General features: G+C 72.3%; 19 protein-coding genes. 8 read left to right on the forward strand and 11 right to left on the reverse strand.

Annotated elements, in window-relative coordinates; all coding sequences use genetic code 11:
* Positions 1-9: 9 nt before the first annotated feature.
* Entirely contained in the window at positions 10-861 is an 852-nt protein-coding gene (gene mltG, locus F8R89_RS04810; RefSeq protein WP_151782784.1) for an endolytic transglycosylase MltG, read from the reverse strand.
* Positions 862-904: 43 nt separating this feature from the next.
* The gene (locus tag F8R89_RS04815) at positions 905-2,707 is read right to left on the reverse strand and encodes an ABC transporter ATP-binding protein (RefSeq protein ID WP_151782785.1); all 1,803 of its coding nucleotides are present in this window, start codon (positions 2,705-2,707) and stop codon (positions 905-907) included.
* 238 nt (positions 2,708-2,945) lie between these two features.
* On the opposite strand from F8R89_RS04815, the gene F8R89_RS04820 reads away from it, so the two are divergent.
* Entirely contained in the window at positions 2,946-3,398 is a 453-nt protein-coding gene (locus F8R89_RS04820) for a MarR family winged helix-turn-helix transcriptional regulator (RefSeq protein ID WP_151782786.1), read from the forward strand.
* A 42-nt stretch (positions 3,399-3,440) separates the two neighbouring features.
* Here F8R89_RS04820 and F8R89_RS04825 read toward each other — a convergent pair whose 3' ends face one another.
* Complete coding sequence (locus F8R89_RS04825) at positions 3,441-4,184, reverse strand: L,D-transpeptidase family protein (RefSeq protein WP_192806047.1); 744 nt, start codon at positions 4,182-4,184, stop codon at positions 3,441-3,443.
* Positions 4,185-4,378: 194 nt separating this feature from the next.
* Between F8R89_RS04825 and F8R89_RS04830 the strand changes: the two genes are divergently transcribed.
* The 4 genes from F8R89_RS04830 to F8R89_RS04845 all read left to right on the forward strand — a co-directional run bounded on the left by F8R89_RS04830 (position 4,379) and on the right by F8R89_RS04845 (position 9,647).
* On the forward strand, positions 4,379-6,388 hold the full coding sequence (locus tag F8R89_RS04830; RefSeq protein WP_151782787.1) for an ABC transporter transmembrane domain-containing protein: 2,010 nt from the start codon (positions 4,379-4,381) through the stop codon (positions 6,386-6,388).
* The gene (locus F8R89_RS04835) at positions 6,385-8,172 is read left to right on the forward strand and encodes an ABC transporter ATP-binding protein (RefSeq protein ID WP_151782788.1); all 1,788 of its coding nucleotides are present in this window, start codon (positions 6,385-6,387) and stop codon (positions 8,170-8,172) included. Before F8R89_RS04830 ends, F8R89_RS04835 begins: the two co-directional genes overlap by 4 nt.
* A 614-nt stretch (positions 8,173-8,786) precedes the next feature.
* Positions 8,787-9,257, forward strand: a complete 471-nt coding sequence (locus tag F8R89_RS04840; protein WP_151782789.1) for a DUF5709 domain-containing protein — start codon at positions 8,787-8,789, stop codon at positions 9,255-9,257.
* 120 nt (positions 9,258-9,377) lie between these two features.
* Positions 9,378-9,647, forward strand: coding sequence for a type B 50S ribosomal protein L31 (locus F8R89_RS04845; protein ID WP_151782790.1), 270 nt, complete (start codon positions 9,378-9,380; stop codon positions 9,645-9,647).
* A 53-nt stretch (positions 9,648-9,700) separates the two neighbouring features.
* Here F8R89_RS04845 and F8R89_RS04850 read toward each other — a convergent pair whose 3' ends face one another.
* A complete protein-coding gene (locus F8R89_RS04850; protein WP_151782791.1) occupies positions 9,701-10,495 on the reverse strand; it encodes a metal-dependent hydrolase in 795 nt (264 codons plus the stop codon).
* Positions 10,496-10,640: 145 nt separating this feature from the next.
* Here F8R89_RS04850 and F8R89_RS04855 point away from each other — a divergent pair, with 145 nt between their 5' ends.
* Both F8R89_RS04855 and F8R89_RS04860 read left to right on the forward strand, forming a co-directional pair.
* Positions 10,641-13,154 (forward strand): DEAD/DEAH box helicase, encoded by a 2,514-nt coding sequence (locus F8R89_RS04855; protein WP_151782792.1) that lies wholly within the window; start codon positions 10,641-10,643, stop codon positions 13,152-13,154.
* A gap of 19 nt (positions 13,155-13,173) precedes the next feature.
* Entirely contained in the window at positions 13,174-14,043 is an 870-nt protein-coding gene (locus F8R89_RS04860) for an acyl-CoA thioesterase (RefSeq protein WP_151782793.1), read from the forward strand.
* Here the strand turns inward: F8R89_RS04860 and F8R89_RS04865 are convergent.
* Together F8R89_RS04865 and F8R89_RS04870 are read right to left on the reverse strand one after the other, a co-directional pair.
* A complete protein-coding gene (locus F8R89_RS04865) occupies positions 14,030-14,932 on the reverse strand; it encodes a DUF6397 family protein (protein WP_151782794.1) in 903 nt (300 codons plus the stop codon). The two genes, F8R89_RS04860 and F8R89_RS04865, sit on opposite strands and share 14 nt — an antisense overlap.
* A gap of 165 nt (positions 14,933-15,097) precedes the next feature.
* Entirely contained in the window at positions 15,098-15,511 is a 414-nt protein-coding gene (locus F8R89_RS04870; RefSeq protein WP_151782795.1) for a roadblock/LC7 domain-containing protein, read from the reverse strand.
* Between the two features lie 97 nt (positions 15,512-15,608).
* On the opposite strand from F8R89_RS04870, the gene F8R89_RS04875 reads away from it, so the two are divergent.
* A complete protein-coding gene (locus F8R89_RS04875) occupies positions 15,609-16,037 on the forward strand; it encodes a PPOX class F420-dependent oxidoreductase (RefSeq protein WP_151782796.1) in 429 nt (142 codons plus the stop codon).
* Positions 16,038-16,061: 24 nt separating this feature from the next.
* Here the strand turns inward: F8R89_RS04875 and F8R89_RS04880 are convergent, their stop codons facing one another.
* The 5 genes from F8R89_RS04880 to F8R89_RS04900 all read right to left on the reverse strand — a co-directional run bounded on the left by F8R89_RS04880 (position 16,062) and on the right by F8R89_RS04900 (position 21,108).
* Positions 16,062-16,667 (reverse strand): GTP-binding protein, encoded by a 606-nt coding sequence (locus F8R89_RS04880; RefSeq protein WP_151782797.1) that lies wholly within the window; start codon positions 16,665-16,667, stop codon positions 16,062-16,064.
* A gap of 214 nt (positions 16,668-16,881) precedes the next feature.
* Positions 16,882-17,295, reverse strand: a complete 414-nt coding sequence (locus tag F8R89_RS04885; protein WP_151782798.1) for a DUF742 domain-containing protein — start codon at positions 17,293-17,295, stop codon at positions 16,882-16,884.
* A gap of 22 nt (positions 17,296-17,317) precedes the next feature.
* A complete protein-coding gene (locus F8R89_RS04890; RefSeq protein ID WP_151782799.1) occupies positions 17,318-17,755 on the reverse strand; it encodes a roadblock/LC7 domain-containing protein in 438 nt (145 codons plus the stop codon).
* Positions 17,752-20,268 carry a sensor histidine kinase gene (locus tag F8R89_RS04895; RefSeq protein WP_151782800.1) on the reverse strand — a complete coding sequence of 839 codons (2,517 nt, stop codon included), beginning with the start codon at positions 20,266-20,268 and terminating at the stop codon, positions 17,752-17,754. Before F8R89_RS04895 ends, F8R89_RS04890 begins: the two co-directional genes overlap by 4 nt.
* Positions 20,269-20,334: 66 nt before the next feature.
* On the reverse strand, positions 20,335-21,108 hold the full coding sequence (locus F8R89_RS04900; protein WP_151782801.1) for an MHYT domain-containing protein: 774 nt from the start codon (positions 21,106-21,108) through the stop codon (positions 20,335-20,337).
* Between the last annotated feature and the right edge of the window lie 44 nt (positions 21,109-21,152).

Consider the following 21,152-nt stretch of genomic DNA (forward strand, 5'->3'; position numbering starts at 1 on the left):
CGCGGATGGTCACCGGGCCGCCGGGGGACTGGCCTTCCGCGCCGCGTTCGCCTCGGCCACGTTGCGCTGGTGTTCGGCGTAGTCGGCCGTGAAGCGGGTGTCGCCGGGCTTGACGGTGACGAAGTACAGCCAGTCGCCGGCGGCCGGGTTGACGGCGGCGCGCATGGCGTCGGCCCCCGGGCTGGCGATCGGCGTCGGCGGCAGGCCCATGCGCTGGTACGAGTTGTACGGGCTCTCGATCCGGGTGTCCGCCTGGCTCGGGGCGCCGGAGGAACGGTTCAGCGCGTAGTTGACCGTGGAGTCCATCTGGAGCGGCATACCGCGCTCGAGCCGGTTGAAGACGACCCGGGCCACCTTGGCCATGTCCGCCTTGGCGGGGGCCTCGGCCTGGACGAGGCTGGCGATCGTGACCGCCTGGTAGACGTTCATGGCGTTGCGCTGGGCCCCGGCGGCGATCGGTGCTCCGCTGAACTTCTGGCCGGCCTTGGTGACCATGTCGGCCAGCAGTGCTTCCGGGGTGACCCGGGTGCCGTCGCGCTCCAGCGGATACGTCGCCGGGAAGAGGTAGCCCTCGGGGTTGCCGTCGGCCTCGTTCGGCAGTTTGAGGTTCGCCTTGGCCAGGGACTTCTTGGTGCTGCCGGGCGGCAGGGCGAGGGCCTTGTCGACCGCCGCGTAGACCTGGGTGGCGCGCCAGCCCGCCGGGATCACGAGGGAGCTGGGCAGCGCCGGTTCCTCCTCGCCCGTGATCAGCAGCGGCACCGCCACGGCGGTGCCGGCCACGACGGCGCCTGCGGCGATGAGGGCGACTCGGCCCCGGCGCGTGAGTCGGATGGTGCTCCGTGACGGAGTGTTCAGATACATGCGGGAACGGTAACCCGCACAACGTCACAAAAGCGGCATATCGTCACCCCGTCGGCTCCAGTTGTGCGTCCCTGCGGACCAACGCGGCGTAGCGGCCGTCGCGCGCCAACAGCTCCTCGTGCGTGCCGCGTTCGGCGACGTGTCCCGCGTCGAGGACCACGATCTGGTCGGCGCCCCGAATGGTCGACAGCCGGTGGGCGATGGTGACCGTGGTGCGGTTGGCCGACAGGGCGTCGATGGCCTGCTGGACGGCTTGCTCGGTACGGGTGTCCAGGGCGCTGGTCGCCTCGTCGAGGATCAGCACCGGCGGGTCCCGCAGGATGGTGCGGGCGATGGCGAGGCGCTGCTTCTCGCCGCCGGAGAAGCGGTGTCCGCGTTCGCCGACGACGGTGTCGTAGCCGTCGGGCAGTGCGGCGATGTGGTCGTGGATCTGGGCCGCCTTCGCCGCCGCATGCAGTTCCTCGTCGGTGGCGTCGGGCTTGGCGAAGCGCAGGTTGTCGGCGACCGAGGCGTGGAAGAGGTACGTCTCCTGCGAGACGACGCCCACGGCCCGGGCGAGGGTGTCGAAGTCCAGGTCGCGTACGTCGATCCCGTCGAGGGTGACGCGGCCGCCGGTCACGTCGTACAGGCGTGGCACGAGGTGGCCCAGGGTCGACTTGCCGGCGCCGGTGGGGCCGACGACCGCGAGGCTGCTGCCGGCCGGGACGGTGACGTCGATGCCGTCGAGGATCGGGCCGCCCTTGCCGTCGTAGCGGAACTCGGCGTCCTCGAAGCGGACCTCGCCCTTGACGCGGTCCAGGTGGACGGCGTCCTCGCGCTCGGTGATGTCGATGGGGAGGTCCAGGTACTCGAAGATGCGCTGGAAGAGCGCGAGCGAGGTCTGGATCTGCACGCCGGTGGACAGCAGGCTGACGGCGGGCCGGAACAGGCCCTGCTGGAGCGAGACGAACGCGACGATCGTGCCGATGGAGACCTGCGGGCCTCCGACCTGGAGCGCCAGTCCGGCGGTCCAGTAGATGACGGCGGGCATGGCGGCCATGACGATGGTGATGACCGCCATGCGCCAGCGGCCGGCCATGCTGGAGCGCACTTCGAGGTCGACCAGCTGCTCGGACTCGTCGGAGAACGCCTTGGTCAGCGAGTCGGAACGGCCCATGGTCCGGCCGAGCAGGATGCCGCTGACGGAAAGCGACTCGGTGACGGTCGCGGCCATCGCGGCCATCTGCTTCTGCCGCTGAGTGGTGATCTTCTTGCGTTCGTTGCCGACGCGGCGGCTGATCCAGACGAAGACGGGCAGCAGGAGCAGCGAGACCACGGTGAGCCGCCAGTCGAGCGCGATCATCGCGATGATCGTGGCGACCACGCTGGTCAGGTTGGAGACCAGGGAGGTCGCGGTGGAGGTGACGGTGGCCTGCATACCGCCGATGTCGTTGGCGATGCGGGACTGGACCTCGCCGGTGCGGGTGCGCGTGAAGAAGGCGAGCGACATGCGCTGGAGGCGGCCGTAGACGGCGGTGCGCAGGTCGTGCATGACGCGCTGGCCGACCGTGGTGGAGATCAGGGTCTGCAGGACGCCGAAGACGCTGGTGAGGACCGCGCTGAGGATCATGCCGAGCGCCAGCAGGCTGAGCAGCCCGGTGCGGCCCTGCGGGATCGCTACGTCGAGGATCTCCTTGAGCAGGAACGGCGTGGCGACGCCGACCAGCGACGAGGCGCCGACGAGGACGCCGACGACCGCGAGGCGGCCTCGGTACGGGCGGAAGAGCCGCAGGATGCGGCGGACCTGCCGCGGCTGCTCGGCCGTTGCGGCGGGAGGGGTCCAGGCGGGTTCACGGTCGGGATGCAATGGGCTCCTACGGGGGTGGGCGGGCGGAGAGCGCCGGCGGGCCGACACTGGGGCCGGGCTGAGACTTCGGCCAGGCTGTGGCTGCGGCTGCGGCTGCGGCTGCGGCTGCGGCTGCGGCTGCGGCTGCGGCCAGGCTGGGACTGCGGTCTGGCTGGGAGTGCGGTCTAGCTGGGACTGCCGGAGCTTAGCTCATTGTTACCTATGTTCACAATGAACGTCGTCCTGATATTGTTCCCGCATGACCACGCCCGATGCCGACGGCCCGCTCGCCGAGCAGCTGCTGCGCCTCACCCGCCGGGTGCACCGGATCCAGAAACGGCACCTGCAGGAGTGCGGCGTCGGGATCACTCCGGCGCAGTCCCGCCTTCTGCGCACCCTGGCGCACTATGACGCGCCCCCGCGGATGGCCGACCTCGCCGAACGGCTGGAGGTGGTCCCGCGCGCCGTGACGACCCTGGTCGACGCGCTGGAGGCGAACGGGAAGGTGCGCCGGGCCCCCGACCCGACCAACCGTCGGGTCATCCGGATCGAGCTCACCGACGACGGGCGCGCCGCGCTCCGCGAGCTGCACCGGGCGCGCCGGTCGGCGGCGGAGGAGATCCTCGCGCCGCTGACGGAGGAGCAGCGGTCGGTCCTGGGCGTCCTCCTGGACACCCTGGTGGACGGGGGGACCGGCGGCCACGGGTGCTGAGCGCGTGGCGCGTCGGCGGGCCGTCGTTCCGGCCCGTCCGTGTCAGTGCGAGCGCCGCAGGTCCGCCTTGTCCCCCATCACCACCACAGGATGCCGGGCCGGGTCGAGCGTGCGGAGCAGATACCGCATCCCCGATTCGGACAGACTGACACAGGCGGACGTACCACTGCCGTGGTCCATGTGCAGCCAGATGCTGCCCCCCTTGTGCCGGCCCTCGGGGCGGGTGGGGTCGTTGGGGGATGTGCCCTTGATCCGGTTGTAGTCGATGGCGATGACGTAGTCGAAGTCGTGCCAGTGCGACTCGGCCCACCAGCGCGGCGCCGCGAAGGCCGGCGAACGCGTGTACGGCAACTTGGCACCCGGGTCCGCGCGTACGCCGCCCGCGTCGCTCAGCGTGAAGACGCCGACCGGGCTGCGGTTGTCGCCCTCGTGGTGGTCGGTGGTCCAGCCCTTCTTGCCGTTGTGCGCGGGCCAACTGCGCGCCCGCGCCCAGGTGGAGCCCCGCTTCTCGTAGAACACGACAGTGGCGTCGGGTGAGTTCACGCCTTCCCCGTAGACCGCCACGACCTGTTCGGACGCGGCGGGGATGCGCGTGTGCCAGCGGTCGCCGACGCCGGGGACACGCGTCGCCTCCGCCGCCCCGGCCGAGGGGGTGCGGGTCGCTTCGTCGGCCTGTGCGCCCGCGCCCGCGCCGGGCCGCGCGCCGTCGCACGCGGTGAGGACCATCAGGAGGGACGCGGCGGCCGCCGTCACGGCCGCCACCCGTCGAGTACCGCGGATGCGCATCGCTCCATGGTGGCACCGCGACCGGGTCGCGGGCGGGAGCCGGCCCGGACCGGATCCGTACGGCGCCGTGGAAAACCGTTTGCGCGCGACCACGGCACGACGTCAACCTGTCACGGTTTGCTGCCGCCGTGCGTGGCCCCCTCCCCGCACCGGTACTCCCCTCCCCCCTCCCTGTCACGAGCCACTGGGACGTCATGCAGATTCAAGACCTTCCGTACGCCGACCCGGGTGTGCCCGACGCCCGCTCCGGTCCCCGCTTCCTGTGGTGGCTCTTCAGGAACCAGCTGGACGGCCAGTTCAAGGCACTCGCCTGGGGACTGCTCCACTTCCTGTCGGTGTCGGCGCTGCCGTTCTGCGTGGGCGTCGCCGTGCAGGGCGTCGTCGACCGGTCCGGAAGCCGGCTCGCTCTGGCGGGCGGGCTGCTGGCCCTGTGCTGCGCGGGCAGCGCGCTCGGCGACGCCTTCCTGCACCGCGCCGCGGTCACCAACTGGATCACCGCGGCCGCCCGCGTCCAGCAGGTGCTGGCCCGCAAGGCCGCCCATCTGGGCTCGGCGCTGACCCGGCGGGTCGCGGCCGGCGAGGTCGTCGCCGTGTCGACGGGCGACGTCGAGAAGATCGGCTGGTTCGTCGAGGCGCTGTCGCGCTTCACGGCGGCCGCGGTCACCATCGTGGTCGTCTGCGTGGGCCTCGTCGTCTATCAGCCCGCGCTCGGCGTGGTCGTCGCGGTCGGCCTGCCCGTACTGGCGCTCGCCGTCCTGCCCCTGCTCCCCCGCGCCACCCGTCGGGCCGATGTCCAGCGCGAGAAGGCCGGCCGCGCCACCGAACTGGCGTCCGACACCGTCGCCGGACTGCGCGTCCTGCGGGGCATCGGCGGCGAGGAACTCTTCCTCGACCGCTACCGCGCGGCCTCCCAGGAAGTGCGCCACGCGGCGGTGCGCAGCGCCCGCATGTGGTCCCTGATCTCCGCCATCCAGGTCCTCCTGCCGGGCCTGCTGCTGATCACCGTGGTCTGGTACGGCGTCCACCTCGCCGGTGCGGGCCGTATCGGCGTCGGTGAACTCGTCGCCGTCTACAGCTCGGTCATGATCCTCACCTATCCGCTGCGGCACTTCGAGGAGATCGCGATGGCGTACTCCTTCTCCCGGCCGTCGGCCCGGCGGGCCGCGAAGGTGCTGTCCCTGGAACGGGCCACCGACACCGACGGCACCCTGATCGTGACCGAACCGCCGTCCGGCGACCTGTACGACCCGGCGACCGGACTGCTCGCCCCGGCCGGCCGGCTCACGGCCGTCGTGTGCGGGGACCCCGACGCGGCCGGGCGGCTGGCCGAACGGCTCGGCGGACACCCGTCGGAGAAGGGCTCGGGGGCGGGCTCCGGGACGCGCTCGGAGCAGGGCTCGGGGAAAGGCGAGTCGGTGCTGCTGGGCGGCGTGCCGCTGGACGAGGTGCCGCTCGACATCGCCCGCACGGCCGTCCTCGTGCAGGACAAGGACCCGGTGCTGCTCTCCGGCACCCTGCGCGACCTCCTCGACGTACCGCGATCGGGGGCGGTCGGCACCGAACCGGCACTTGCCGCCGCCCAGTGCGAGGACGTCCTGGCCGCGCTGGTCCAGGGGTCCCTCGGCGCCGCCGATCCGATGGACGCCCGGATCACCGAACGCGGACGGTCCCTGTCCGGCGGCCAGCGCCAGCGGCTCGCGCTCGCCCGGTCACTGGTCACGGACCCGGAGGTCCTGGTCCTCGACGAGCCGACCTCGGCCGTCGACTCCCACACGGAGGCCCGGATCGCGCACGGCATACGGGAGTTGAGGGCGGGGCGCACCACGGTGGTGTTCACCTCCTCACCCCTCCTCCTGGACCGCGCAGACCGGGTGGTCCTCGTCCACGAGGGCGAGGTCGTCGCCGTCGGCGTCCACCGCGAACTGCTGGACTCGGAACCCCGGTACCGGACCGTGGTGACGCGCGAACCAGATGAGGACCGGGACACGCGCCAGGACGGGGATACGAGCCAGGACCGGGATACGAGCCAGGAGGGGGTCCGGCCGTCGCCGGTGCCGGGCGGGCGTGACCGTCTTCCGGCCGCCTCACGTGCCGCGTCCGGCCTGGACGACGTCCGTGCCGCGTCCGGCCTGGACGAAGTCCACGCCGGGTCCGGCCTGGACGACGTCATGAAGGAACTGGAAGAGATCGAGGAGTCGGCATGATCGGCGTTGCGCCCCCGGCCTACGACCCGGCGGCCCCGACGACAGCGAGCACCCTGCCGGTCGGCGCCCCGGCGACCGTACGCGCCTACGTGGCCGAGTTGTTCCGCCGGCACCGCCGTGCGTTCCTGCTCCTCGTCCTCGTGAACACCATCGCGGTCGTCGCCTCCATGACGGGGCCCTGGCTGCTGGGCGGACTGGTGGAACGGGTCTCGGACGGCGTCGCCGAGCGCGACCTCCATCTGGAGCTCACCGTCGGGCTGTTCGTGGCCGCGCTCGCCGTCCAGGCCGTGTTCGTCCGGCAGGTGCGGCTGCGCGGCGCCATGCTGGGCGAGCGGATGCTGGCCGATCTGCGCGAGGACTTCCTCGTCCGGTCGGTCGGACTGCCGCCCGGCGTGCTGGAACGGGCCGGGACGGGCGACCTGCTGTCCCGGATCACCACCGACATCGACCGTCTCGGCAACGCGATGCGCGAGGCGGTGCCGCAGCTCGCGATCAGCGTGGTGTGGGCGGCCCTGCTGCTGGGCGGGCTCGTCGTCACCGCCCCGCTCCTCGCCGCGGCCGTCCTCGTCGCGCTGCCGCTGCTGGTGGCCGGCTGCCGCTGGTACTTCCGGCGGGCGCCCGCCGCCTACCGCTCGGAGGCCGCCGGGTACGCCGCCGTGGCCGCCGCGCTGACCGAGACCGTGGACGCCGGGCGCACCGTGGAGGCCCATCGGCTCGGCGCACGCCGGATCGAACAGTCCGACCTGCGCATCAAGCAGTGGACCGCCTGGGAGCGCTACACGCTGTGGCTGCGGTCGGTGCTGTTCCCGGCGATCAACATCACCCATGTGACCGTCCTGTCCTCCGTGCTGCTCATCGGCGGGGTGTTCGTCCTGCAGGGCTGGATCGGGGTCGGCCAGCTGACCACCGGCGCGCTGATCGCCCAGATGCTGGTGGACCCCGTCGGGCTGATGCTGCGCTGGTACGACGAGCTGCAGGTGGCGCAGGTGTCCCTGGCCCGGCTGGTCGGCGTCCGGGACATCGAGCCGGACGCCGGGGACGACCGGCTGACGCCGGACGGGCGGGACGTGCACGCGGACAAGGTGCACTTCGGCTACCTGGACGGCGTCGACGTGCTGCGCAGGGTCTCCTTGCAGGTCGCGCCCGGCACCCGGCTCGCCCTGGTCGGGCCCTCGGGCGCCGGCAAGTCCACGCTGGGCAGGCTGCTCGCCGGTATCTACGCCCCCAGGGACGGCCGCGTCACCCTCGGCGGCGCCGAACTGTCCCGAATGCCCGCCGAACGCGTCCGCGCCCATGTGGCCCTCGTCAACCAGGAGCACCACGTCTTCGTGGGCTCCCTGCGCGACAACCTGCTGCTGGCCCGCACCGGCGCGACGGACCCCGAGCTGTGGGATGCGCTCCGCGCGGTGGACGCGGACGGCTGGGCCCGGGCGCTGGACGATGGCCTGGACACCGAGGTCGGCTCCGGCGGGTTGGCGCTCACGCCGGCCCAGGCACAGCAGATCGCGCTGGCCCGCCTGGTGCTGGCCGACCCGCACACCCTGGTCCTGGACGAGGCGACCTCGCTCCTCGACCCCCGGGCCGCCCGCCACCTGGAACGCTCGCTGGCCCGGGTCCTCGACGGCCGCACGGTCGTCGCCATCGCGCACCGCCTGCACACGGCCCACGACGCGGACCTGATCGCCGTCGTGGAGAACGGCCGCATCAGCGAACTCGGCAGCCACGCGGAACTGGTGGAGGCGGACGGGGCTTACGCGGCGCTGTGGAGGTCGTGGCATCGGTGAGGGGGTGGGCGTGGCGGGGTGACCCGGGCGGAGGCGGCCTGGCCTTGCGCGGTCCCAGCGGGGCGCGGTCCAGCGTTTCGGTGGGTCGGCTGGGTCGGCTGCCGGCGGGGCGGTCCAGCGTTTCGGTGGGCCGGCTGGGTCGGCTGCCGGCGGGGCGGTCCAGCGTTTCGGTGGGCCGGCTGGGTCGGCTGCCGGCGGGGCGGTCCAGCGTTTCGGTGGGCCGGCTGGGTCGGCTGCCGGCGGGGCCGGTCTTCGCGGCTCGGGCGACAAGGCGCGGGCCCGACGGTCGGCAGGGCCCGGAGCCGGGGCCTGCGGCTGACCCGGTTGGCCGCGCTCGGAGTCGGCTCTTCCCTGGGGCGCGCGGCGCCGGTCGCACGGAGCGCGGCCGTCCTGGTGCCGGGGCCGCCGTCCGCGGCCCGGCCCCGGAAGGCCACGGACCGACGCCGTGCCGTTGCGCGGGGGTGAAAAGGGGTGGAAGGCTGGATATCGGCACCGGTTCGGGGAGCACCCGGGAACCTCGCGGTTCGCGCCGGGTGCGGCCTGTGCCCCGCGTCGCGGCGCCACGCCGTGGACCGCGGTGACCTCGGGCCCTTCCCCACCACCTGGAGGTACCCGTGAACAGCGCCGACGGATGGGGTGACGACGTCTACCAGCCCGACAGCGACGAGCAGCGTGAGGACACGGGGCTTCTCGACGCCGAGGACACCCTGGAGGAGGACGGCGTCGACGACCCCCTGGATCGCGGCTGGTCCCCTCCGGAACGTCCCTGGGCGGTGGAGCACGACGGCGTCACCGCCGCCGAGCGCCATCGCGGCGAGACCCTCGACCAGCGGCTCGCCGAGGAGCTGCCCGACCTCGCCCCTCCGGACGGCGACGGCATGGGGGACGCCGAGGACACCGACGGGGAACTGCTCGACGAGGAGGTCGGGGGCTCGCGATCCGGACGGCTCGTGGCCCCGGACGAGGGTGCCCACGAGGACGAGGAGAGCGCGCTCGTCGCCACCGACGTCGGCATCGACGGAGCGGCCGCGTCCGCGGAGGAGGCCGCCATGCACATCGTCGACGAGGACGCCCTGTCCGGCTGACACCCCGCCCGGTCCGCACCGGACGGTCACCAGCGGGCCCCGTCCCCCGGTGCCCTCACGGGCCACCCCGCACCCCGGCCCCTCCGCCTCCGGCCCGAAGCCGCCACACGAGGAGTACGCATGCAGCAGGACAAGCACCCCGACTACCACCCGGTCGTCTTCCGTGACCGGGCCGCCGGTTACGCCTTCCTGACCCGGTCCACCGCGACCAGCGAGCAGACCATCGAGTGGGACGACGGCGAGACCTACCCGGTCGTGGACGTCGAGATCTCCTCGGAGAGCCACCCCTTCTACACGGGCAAGGCCCGCACGGTGGACACCGAGGGCCGCGTCGCCGCGTTCGAGCGGCGCTACGGGAGCGGCGGAGCCGGTCAGGGCCAGGGCGGCTGATCCGGCGCCCGGGCGAAGGGGCCCACGGCCCGGTGAACGGGGCCGTGGGCCGGTCAGATCACGTTCAGTGCCGCCGCGCCGCCCACGCCGCCCAGGACCATGAACGCCGGCATCAGCACCTTGAGCTCCACCCAGCTGCCGGCCCGGAAGCGCATGGCCTTCGGCGGGCCCAGCGGGTACCAGCGCTTGCGGCCCACCGGGATGGGCCACAGGATCGGGCAGCCGGACACCGTGAGCGCGTCCCCGATGTCGTGCACCAGGGCACCCAGCACGACGGGCAGGCCCAGCCACAGGTACTCCTGGCCCGGCTCCACGAACAGCCAGCTCGAGCCGTGCCCCGGCTGGTCCAGGATGCCCGCGAGAATCCACGAGCTGGTGGCGGCGAGCAGCCACACCAGGACATCGGCGCTCGCGCCCCGCGTGGCGCGCCACAACAGCCCCTCGATCGCCAGCACCAGGTGTACGAAGAGGATCGCCAGCACCGCCCAGCGGTCCCCCACCAGCGCCAGGGCCGAGGTGCCGCCGCCGATGAGGGCCGCCCACAGCCAGGTGTGGGTCAGCGTGCGGTGACCGCCGGAGCGCCGGGGGTCGCCCGGCTTCCTCGTGCTCTTGTAGACGGCGTACGACAGCTTGTCGACGATCTCGCAGAGCCAGCGCGACAGCGGCCCGAAGGCCCGCGAGATGGTGGCCGCCTTGTGGTCGAGGTCCGGCGCCAGCGCGGCCCCGGCGCAGATGAGCGCACCGGTGAGGAGCACCGGCCACGGCATTCCGTAGCCGGTGGCGGCGGCGGCCGCTCCGACACCGAGCCAGGCGGCGGCCCCCGACAGTGAGTGTGCTGGTCCCATCATGGCCGTCGCCCGCCCCATTCCTCGTGTGCCGCTGTCCAGTTGACCGGGTCCGCTGACCTGCGGTCGGCGACACAGCGTAGCGCTCGCGATCTTCCTCTCCGCAGCCGATTCCCGTGTGCGGGCACCGGGCAGGCAAGATGGGTGGGTGACCCTCATCGATCAGCTGCCGCAGACCGCCGACCCCGATGCCCTCTACGAAGCCTTCGAGTCGTGGGCCGGGGAGCGTGGTCTCACGCTCTACCCCCATCAGGAGGAGGCGCTGATCGAGGTGGTCTCCGGTGCGAACGTGATCGTTTCGACGCCCACCGGTTCCGGCAAGAGCATGATCGCGGCGGGCGCCCACTTCGCGGCGCTGGCCCGTGACGAGGTCACTTTCTACACCGCGCCGATCAAGGCGCTCGTCTCCGAGAAGTTCTTCGAGCTGTGCAAGATCTTCGGCACGGAGAACGTCGGGATGCTGACGGGCGACGCCTCCGTCAACGCCGACGCCCCTGTGATCTGCTGCACCGCGGAGGTGCTCGCGTCGATCGCGCTGCGCGACGGCAAGCACGCCGACGTCGGCCAGGTCGTGATGGACGAGTTCCACTTCTACGCGGAGGGGGACCGCGGCTGGGCCTGGCAGATTCCCATCCTGGAGCTGCCGCAGGCGCAGTTCATCCTGATGTCGGCGACGCTCGGCGACGTCTCGATGTTCGAGGAGGACCTGACCCGGCGCACGGGCCGGCCGACCGCCGTGGTCCGCTCGGCGACCCGGCCGGTGCCGCTCTCCTACGAGTACCGCCTCACGCCGCTCACCGAGACGCTGACGGAACTGCTGGAGACCAAGCAGGCGCCGGTCTACATCGTGCACTTCACGCAGGCGCAGGCCGTGGAGCGGGCGCAGGCGCTGATGAGCATCAACATGTGCACGCGCGAGGAGAAGGACCAGATCGCCGAGTTGATCGGCAACTTCCGGTTCACCACCAAGTTCGGCCGGAACCTGTCCCGGTACGTCCGGCACGGCATCGGCGTCCATCACGCCGGCATGCTGCCGAAGTACCGGCGTCTGGTGGAGAAGCTGGCGCAGGCCGGACTGCTGAAGGTCATCTGCGGCACCGACACGCTCGGCGTCGGCGTCAACGTGCCGATCCGCACGGTGCTGTTCACGGCCCTGACCAAGTACGACGGCAGCCGGGTCCGTACGCTGCGCGCCCGTGAGTTCCACCAGATCGCGGGCCGCGCCGGGCGGGCCGGTTTCGACACGGCGGGCCTCGTGGTGGCGCAGGCGCCCGAGCATGTCATCGAGAACGAGAAGGCCCTCGCCAAGGCCGGTGACGATCCGAAGAAGCGCCGCAAGGTGGTCCGCAAGAAGGCCCCGGAGGGGTTCGTCGGCTGGACGGAGAACACCTTCGAGAAGCTGATCGCCTCGCAGCCGGAGCCGCTGACGTCCCGTTTCCGGGTCACGCACACCATGCTGCTCTCGGTGATCGCCCGGCCCGGCAACGCGTTCGAGGCGATGCGGCACCTGCTGGAGGACAACCACGAGCCCCGCAAGCAGCAGCTGCGGCACATCCGGCGCGCGATCGCGATCTACCGGTCGCTGCTGGACGGCGGCATCGTCGAGAAGCTCGACGAACCGGACGCGACCGGCCGCATCGTCCGCCTGACGGTCGACCTGCAGCAGGACTTCGCGCTCAACCAGCCGCTGTCGACGTTCGCGCTGGCCGCGTTCGAGCTGCTGGACCCCGATTCGCCGTCGTACGCCCTGGACATGGTGTCGGTCGTGGAGTCCACCCTGGACGACCCGCGGCAGATCCTCGTCGCCCAGCTGAACAAGGCGAAGGGCGAGGCCGTCGCCGCGATGAAGGCGGACGGCGTGGAGTACGAGGAGCGCATGGAGCGTCTCCAGGACATCTCGTACCCCAAGCCCCTGGAGGAGCTGCTCTTCCACGCGTACAACACGTACCGCAAGAGCCACCCGTGGGTCGGCGACCACCCGCTGTCGCCGAAGTCGGTGGTGCGGGACATGTACGAACGGGCCATGTCCTTCACGGAGTTGGTGTCGTTCTACGAGCTGGCCCGCACCGAGGGCATCGTGCTGCGCTACCTCGCCAGCGCCTTCAAGGCCCTCGACCAAAACATCCCCGACGACCTGAAGTCCGAGGACCTGCAGGACCTCATCGAGTGGCTCGGTGAGATGGTGCGCCAGGTCGACTCCAGTCTGCTCGACGAGTGGGAGCAGCTCGCCAACCCCGAGGTGATGACGGCGGAGGAGGCCCAGGAGAAGGCCGACGAGGTCAAGCCGGTCACCACCAACGCCCGTGCCTTCCGGGTCCTCGTCCGCAACGCCATGTTCCGGCGGGTGGAACTCGCCGCGCTCGACCAGGTGGAGGAACTCGGCGAGATGGACGGGGAGTCCGGCTGGGACGCCGACGCGTGGGGCGAGGCGATGGACAAGTACTGGGACGAGTACGACGACCTCGGCACCGGCCCGGACGCCCGCGGCCCGAAGCTCCTGGTGATCGAGGAGGAGCCGGCGAACCGGCTGTGGCGGGTGCGTCAGATCTTCGACGACCCGAACGACGACCACGACTGGGGCATCAGCGCGGAGGTCGACCTCACGGCATCCGACGCGGAGGGCCGCGCGGTCGTCCGTGTCACCGACGTCGGCCAGCTGTGACCTCAGGAGAGACGCACCCATGACGACCAACCCGGCCGAGAGGCTCGTCGACCTGCTCGACCTGGAGCAGATCGAGGTCAACATCTTCCGCGGCCGCAGTCCGCAGGAGTCCTTGCAGCGGGTCTTCGGCGGCCAGGTGGCCGGCCAGGCGCTGGTCGCCGCCGGACGCACCACCGAGGGCGACCGCCCCGTGCACTCGCTGCACGCGTACTTCCTGCGCCCGGGGCGGCCCGGGGTGCCGATCGTGTACCAGGTCGAACGGGTCCGGGACGGCAGGTCGTTCACGACCCGCCGGGTCACCGCCGTGCAGCAGGGCCGCACGATCTTCAATCTCACCGCCTCCTTCCACAAGCCCGAAGAGGGAAGCTTCGAGCATCAGTTGCCGCCGGCCCGTGAGATCCCGGCGCCCGAGACGCTGCCGACGGTCGCCGACGAGATCCGTGAGCATCTCGGCGCGCTGCCGGAGCAGTTGGAGCGGATGGCCCGGCGTCAGCCCTTCGACATCCGCTATGTCGACCGGCTGCGGTGGACCGAGGCCGAGGTCAAGGGCGCCGATCCGCGCAGCGCGGTGTGGATGCGCGCGGTCGGGCCGCTGGGCGACGACCCGCTGGTGCACACCTGCGCGCTGACGTACGCGAGCGACATGACGCTCCTGGACGCCGTGCGCATCCCGGTCGAGCCCCTGTGGGGTCCGCGGGGCTTCGACATGGCGTCGCTGGACCACGCCATGTGGTTCCACCGGCCGTTCCGGGCGGACGAGTGGTTCCTCTACGACCAGGAGTCGCCGATCGCGACCGGTGGGCGGGGACTCGCCCGGGGCCGGATCTACGACCGGGAGGGCCGTCTGCTGGTGTCGGTCGTCCAGGAGGGGCTGTTCAGGGCGCTGTAGCCGCGGCGGGCCGGCGGCGGAGCCGTCCCAGCAGCCCGCGTGGCGCCTTCGGCCCTCCCGACGGGGGTGCGAGGGGCCGCGGCGGGGCTGTCGCCCGTCGTGGTGTGGGGCGCGGCGCGGGCCGTGTTTCCCGCGCCTCCTGTACGAGCGTGGTCAACTCGGTCCTGAGCAGAGCGACCTCGTCCGCGTCCTCGGCCGTCATGATCCGTTCGGCGATGCGCGCGGCGGGCGATCCCGGAGTGCCGGCCACCGGTGGCCCCGGCCGGAAGCGGTTCAGATGGGACCGCTCGTAGGGGTCGGGGACGGCCTCCGCGATCTCGACCGGGTCGAGGAAGGCGGCGAACGCTCCGGCCCTCTCCCACGGGCCGTCGCACTGGCGCAGCAGGAAGCCGCGGTGCCTGCCCCGCCAGTTGCGCGGCCGCAGGTCCACGCCCGCGTCCAGCAGGGCCCGCGGCCCCTCGGGCATGCGGCGGGCCCTGAGGAGCGGGCAGTCCTCCTCGTCGGCGGCGAACCTGCTCAGCTCTTGGGCGAGGTACAGCCAGACGACCGCGCGGTACCGATTCAGGTACCACTTGGCGGGGACGACCAGACCCAGGCGGGCGAGGCGGGTGAACCGGCCTGCCGGGACGTCCAGGAGCCGTGCGGCCTCGGCCGTCCCGACGACCTCGACCCGGGCCAGCAGGGCGTCCGGGAATCCCTCCGCCGAGCGCACCCGGTCCAGTTCGGACCGGGTGACGCGGCGGCCGCCGCCTCCCTCGTCGGGAACGGTCCGGATCAGACCGAGGTGCACGGCGAGGTCGAGGTCGCTTCGCCGGAGCCCGAGGTCCCGGGCCGCGCGGCTCGGCGTGAAGGGACGCTCGTGCGGTGTCGTGATGGTGTCGCCAGCCATGCTGTGTCTCCCCCGTGAAGTCGGTCGGTCACGCTCGGTGCGTGTGCCGTGACAGAAATGTAGCCCGGCCGCCGTCCGTCGTGGCGGGCCTGTGGATAACTTCGCCGGGGTCGACGAATCAGCAGGTCAGACGTATGCGTCAGTGGTTTGTGTCAGCGGTCTGCGTCAGAGGTCTGTGAGCGGGGCGGCCCCGGGCAGCCGCGCGTCCACGTCGAGGTGTTCACCGACCCGGTTGACGAGCAGGGTCATCTCGTAGGCGATCTGGCCGATGTCGCCTTCCGCGCCGCTGAGCACGCACAGACAGCTGCCCGACCCGGCGGCGGTCACGAACAGGACGGCGTCGTCGAACTCGATCATCGTCTGACGCACTCCACCCGCCCCGAAGTGCCGTCCCGAGCCCTTGGCCAGACTGTGCAGTCCGGACGAGACGGCGGCGAGGTGCTCGGCGTCCTCCTGCCTCAGCCCTTTGCTCGCTCCGGTCACCAGTCCGTCGTTCGACAGCACCAGCGCGTGCCGCACATGGTCGACGCGTTGTGTCAGCTCGTCCAGCAGCCAGCCGAGTTTCTGGTTCTGCGCCATGGTCCGGTCTCCCCGTGTAGATGAGCCCTCCGGCACCGGAGGAACTCTTCGACACCATTCCGGACCATCCGGCCCTCGGGCAAGGAGGATGGGAGGCATGGCGAAGAAGATGACCGAGGACGAATGGCGGGCGTTCGTCTCGCAGGGCACCCGCACCGGAAAACTCTCCACGGTGCGGGCCGACGGCAGCCCGCACGTGACACCGATCTGGTTCGTGCTGGACGGCGACGAGCTGGTGTTCAACACCGCCGCGTCCAGCGTGAAGGGTCGCAACGTGGTCCGTGACGGCCGGGTGGCGCTGTGCGTGGACGACGACCGTCCGCCGTACGCCTTCGTGGTGATCCAGGGACGCGCGCGCGTGTCGGAGGATCTGGACCAGCTGCGGCACTGGGCCGGGCGGATCGGGGCGCGTTACATGGGCGAGGAGCGGGCCGAGGAGTTCGGGGCGCGCAACGGCGTGCCCGGCGAACTCCTCGTCCGCGTCACGATCGACAAGGTGCTGGCGGAGCGCGACGTCGCCGACTGATCCGCCGGCACGCAGGCGGGTCGGTCAGCCGACGGAGTCGAGCAGTCGGGCGGTGTGCATCCGCCCGGCATACTCGACGAGGCGGATCAGCACCTCCTTCCCCGAGTCGCGGTCCCGGGCGTCGCAGATCACCACCGGTGTCCCCGGGTCCAGGTCAAGGGCGCGGGCGACGTCCTGGGCGCCGTACGCGCGGGCGCCGGGGAAGCAGTTCACGGCCACGACGAACGGGATGTGCCGGTGCTCGAAGAAGTCGACGGCGGGGAAGCAGTCTTCGAGCCGGCGGGTGTCCGCGAGGACCACGGCTCCCAGGGCGCCCTGGGACAGTTCGTCCCACAGGAACCAGAAGCGGTCCTGGCCGGGGGTGCCGAAGAGGTAGAGGGACAGCCCTGACCGGATGGTGATGCGCCCGAAGTCCATGGCGACCGTCGTCGTAACCTTGTGGTCGACGCCGTCGGTGTCGTCCACCGACTGCCCCACCTCGCTGAGCAGTTCCTCGGTGCGCAGCGGTTTGATCTCGCTGACCGCGCCCACCAGGGTCGTCTTGCCCACGCCGAACCCGCCGGCGACAAGGATCTTCAACGCCAGGGCGGAGTTGTCGCCGTCGAAGGCGTCGGAGTGCTCGGAGACCATCGCTCACTTCTCTCTGGAGTGCCGGCATAGGTCGACGTCACTGCGCGAAGTCAGCATCATGACAACGGGCCCTTCTCTTCGTGGGGTTGGACCGGTTTTTGCCCGATGCGACCGTCTCGTACCTGTTCGATGTCCGTACGCGTGCGCGTGGGAGGCCGTACGGACCGCCTGGGTTCGGAAATCTCACGCCCCGCTCTCCCCTCGACGTCCGGCGTTACAGCGCACGCAGGCCCTCGATGACCTCGCGCAGGATGCGTTCGTCGGGCAGACGGGCAGGGGGGACCGGGCGGCTGACGGTGACCCGCCCGCGTTCCAGCAGATCGCCGAGGAGCACGCGGACCACGCCGACGGGCAGGTCGGCGCCCGCCGCCAGTTCCGCGACCGACTGGGTCTCCGGGCGGCACAGTTCGATCAGGGCACGGTGTTCCGGCCCGAGCGTGCTGTCGTCGTCCGTGCCGGGTGCGGCGGTGGCCAGGGTGACGAGGGCGATCAGGTCGAACGTCACCCCGGTGGGGCCGGGCCTGGTGCGTCCGCCCGTCACCGCGTACGGCCGTACCAGGGGCCCGGCCTCGTTGTCGTACCACTGACTGCCCTGCTCGCGCCGGGTGTCCGGGTCCTGCTCGTTCATGTGCGCCGGCCGCCCTTCGGTCTCATCCCCCGGCGGGCGGCCGGGTGGTGGTGCGGGTCGGGGTGCGCAGGTGCTCGCCGACCCGTTTGACCATCCGAGCCATCTCATAGGCCACCAGGCCGATGTCGGCGGTCACGGCGGTCAGGACGGCGATGCAGGAGCCATCGCCCGCCGCCGCCACGAAGAGGAAGGCGTCGTCCATCTCGACCATGGTCTGGCGCACTCCGCCGACCCCGAAGTGCCGTCCGGTGCCCTTGGCGAGGGAGTGGAATCCGGAGGCGACGGCGGCGAGATGTTCGGCGTCGGAGCGGCGCAGGTCGGACGACGAGCCCACCGCGAGCCCGTCGTTGGAGAGCACGACGGCGTGCCGTACCTCGCTCACGCGCGCGACCAGGTCGTCCAGCAGCCAGTCGAGTTCGCCGGACCGGCCGGCGCCCCTCATGCTCGGGTCCGGGATCATGCGAGGTCTCCTTCGGTGCCGTCGTGGCGCTGTGCGGGGTCGGATGAGGTGTCACTGCCGGGTGGTCGGCCGCCGCCGCGCGCCCACCCGTCGCGGTAGGCGGCCATGCGGTCCCTGACGACTTCAGGGGTGCGCCCTTGGTCGGGCCGCTCCGCCGGTGCCGTCCGGGCGGTGTCGTCCGCGTGGCGTTCGCGCAGTTGGGGTGCGAGGCTCGCCTGCCGGACCCGGCGGGGCAGGTCCTCGGTGGTGCCGGGGTCGTCCGGGGGCCGGTGAAGTCGCAAGGTCGTGACTCCGGGGGGTGGGGTGCGGGTCGGCTCGGGCGCGGCCGGCGCGGGGGCCACGAGGGCGGGGCGTTCGGCGGCGGTGGGGACGGACTCCTGGCGCCGTTCGGTGACGGGCACACGCGCGTAGTCGTGTTCGGCGGGCCGCTCGGCGTGGGCCGTGTCCTGGGTGGAACGTTCCGCCGGGCTGTCGTGCAGCAGGGCGGTGGGCAGCAGTACGACGGCGGTGGTGCCGCCGTACGGTGAGGTGCTCAAGTGCACCTTGATGCCGTGCCGGGAGGCGAGCCGGCTCACCACGAACAGGCCGAGGCGGTCGCTGTCGAACAGGTCCAGCGCCTCGGACTGCTCGATGCGCCGGTTCGCCTCGGCGAGGGCCTCCTTGCCCATCCCGAGGCCCCGGTCCTCGACCTCGACGGCGTACCCGTTGCCGACGGGTTCACCGGTGATGCGCACACGCGTGTGCGGGGGCGAGAACTGGGCCGCGTTCTCGACGAGTTCGGCCAGGAGGTGGGTGAGGTCGGCGACGGCGGCACCGAGGACGGACGCCTCGGGGAGCCGGCGTACCTCCACGCGCGCGTAGTCCTCGACCTCCGAGACGGCCGCGCGCACCACGTCGGTGAGGGAGACCGGCATCCGCCACGCCCGCCCGGGGGCCGCGCCGGAGAGGATGATCAGGCTCTCCGCATGGCGCCGCATACGGGTGGTGAGGTGGTCGAGCCGGAAAAGGTCGCTCAGTTCGTTCGGGTCGTCGCTGCGCCGCTCCATGCTGTCCAGCAGGGTGAGCTGGCGGTGCACGAGGACCTGGCTGCGGCGGGCGAGGTTCACGAAGATCCCCGAGACACCGCTGGCGAGTTCGGCGCGCTCCACGGCCGCCCGCAGCGCCGCGCGGTGCACGGTGTTCAGGGCCTCGCCGACCTGACCGGCCTCGTCCTCGGCGGGCGGCCCGGGCGGTGCCTCGCCGCGGACGTCGATCTCCTCGCCGGCCCGCAGCCTCCGCATGGCTTCGGGGAGTTTGTGCCGGGCGATCTCCAGAGCCGTGTCCCGCAGGGTCACCAGTTCCACGACGAGCCCGCGTCCGATGCGCACCGAGATGACGAGCGAGGCGACGACGGCGAGCAGGCCGAAGAGCACGGCGGCGCCGGCCGGGGTGAGCAGCCCCCTGGTGAACGGGTCGGCGCGCTCCGCGACCGCGCGTCCGGCGTCCTGCTGGATGGTGCGCATCGCGCCCTGCACGCGCGCGTGTGCCGCGCTCCAGCCGGCCCCTGGACCCGCGTCGGCCGCCGGAGCCGGTGAGCCGGGCCGGGTGGCGGTGACCGTTTCCTCCAGGGCGGTGACGGTCGCGTAGTCGTCGCCGGTGGCGAGCCGCTGCCAGGCCGCGCGCCGGCTGCCGCGCAGATCGGCGACGGCGGAGGCGGTGAGGGTACGGCGGGTGCCGACGGCGCCGGTGAACAGCCGCAGCCGCGTGCCGTCGAGGCGTCCGGCGAGGCGGGCGCTGTCCAGCACCGCCTGCTCCTGGGCGAGCGCCTCTCCCGCGCGGGCGAATTCGAGCAGCACGCGCGCGTCGGAGCCGAGTTCGGCGTCCTGGACGCCGGTGAGCGCGCCCAGCACGGCGAAGGCGGACTCGATGGTCTCCGTGTAGCGCCCGTACGCCCCCTGCCAGCCGGAGCGGCGGTCGAGGACGTCGTCCCGCACCACGCTGAGGCGCTCCGCGCCGGTGACGAAGGTCGTGAGCCGCGGGGCCACCCCGGTCGGGAACTCCTCGCCGTCGGCGACGGTGTTGCGTTTCCCGAGCCGCAGCTTCGCCACCGCCGCACGGCTGTCCTCCGAGAGCTCCTTGAAGTCCGCCGCACGGCCGGGGGACGGATCGGTCGCGTACCGCACGGCCGCCGTGCGCTCGGCCTGGAGCGCGGCCACGGCGGCCGTGACGGGATTCCTGATCCCGTCGTCCACGCGCTGGAGCTGGCGCAGCCGGGCGACGTCCTGCGCCGTCGTGACGGAGGCGAAGGCCCACAGGGCCAGCAGCGAGACGACCGGGACCATCAGCAGACAGACGATCTTGGCGCGGACCGTGCGGGGACGCAGGGCGCGCGCGGACGCGGTGTCGGGGCTCGCGCCCGATGGGTCCTCGGGACCTTCGTCGGCCGGTGGTCCGGCGTGCGCGCGGCGTCCGCGCACGGGAGGCGGGGACGGGGTTCCGGCGTCGGCTGCGGTGCTGCTACGGGGGGTACGCATGGCCTCCTCGATCGGGAGTGGTTCGGGGACCTGCTCCGGTGGGCCGTACGGGCCCCGTGGGCACGGTCAGCCGGTGGTCCGTCCCACGGGGCGCGGGGCCGGCGCGGGCGCCTCCCGTTTTCCCGCGGCGGGCGACAGCGCGACGAAGGCGGAGGTCAGGAAGAGGTAGGACCCGAGGCCGACGGCGAGGGGGAAGATGAACTGCATCGCCGTGGCCCCGGGCAGAACCCCACCGGCCGGGACGACGTCCACGCGGACCGCGAACATCCCGGTGTAGTGCATGCTGCTGACCGCCGCGCCCATGATCAGGGAGGCGACGGCGACCGCGACCGGGGACTTGATGTTGAGCGCTGCCCACAGCGCGGCCGTCGCCGCGGCGACGGCGATCAGGACCGAGAGTCCGACGAGGGCGGGGTCGTAGGTGATGTCACCGTGGAGCCGTACGGCGGCCATGCCCAGGTAGTGCATGCTCGCCACACCGACCCCGGTGGTCAGGCCGCCGAGGAGCAACGCGCGCGTGCGGTCCCTGCTGTAGCCGACGGCGAAGACACCACCGCAGACCACGACCATGGCGACGACGAGACTCAGCACGGTGAGCGGGACGTCGTAGCGGATGTCGGTGCCGCTGACGCTGAAGCCCAGCATGGCCACGAAGTGCATGGTCCAGATGCCGGTGCCGATCGCCGAGGCCGCGGTGAGAAGCCAGTTGCGGCGGGAGCGGCCGCCGGCGCCGAGCGCGCGCACGGTACAGCGCAGTCCCAGCGCGGCGCCCGTGCAGGCCATCGCGTACGACAGGGCGGGGGTCAGCCAGCCGAGGGCGGCGTGGTCCAGGTGTCCCATGGCCCCGGGACGCTAGCGGGGGCACGGGAGCACGAAGGGGGCGC

The organism is Streptomyces sp. SS1-1 (assembly GCF_008973465.1).
Lineage (GTDB): Bacteria > Actinomycetota > Actinomycetes > Streptomycetales > Streptomycetaceae > Streptomyces.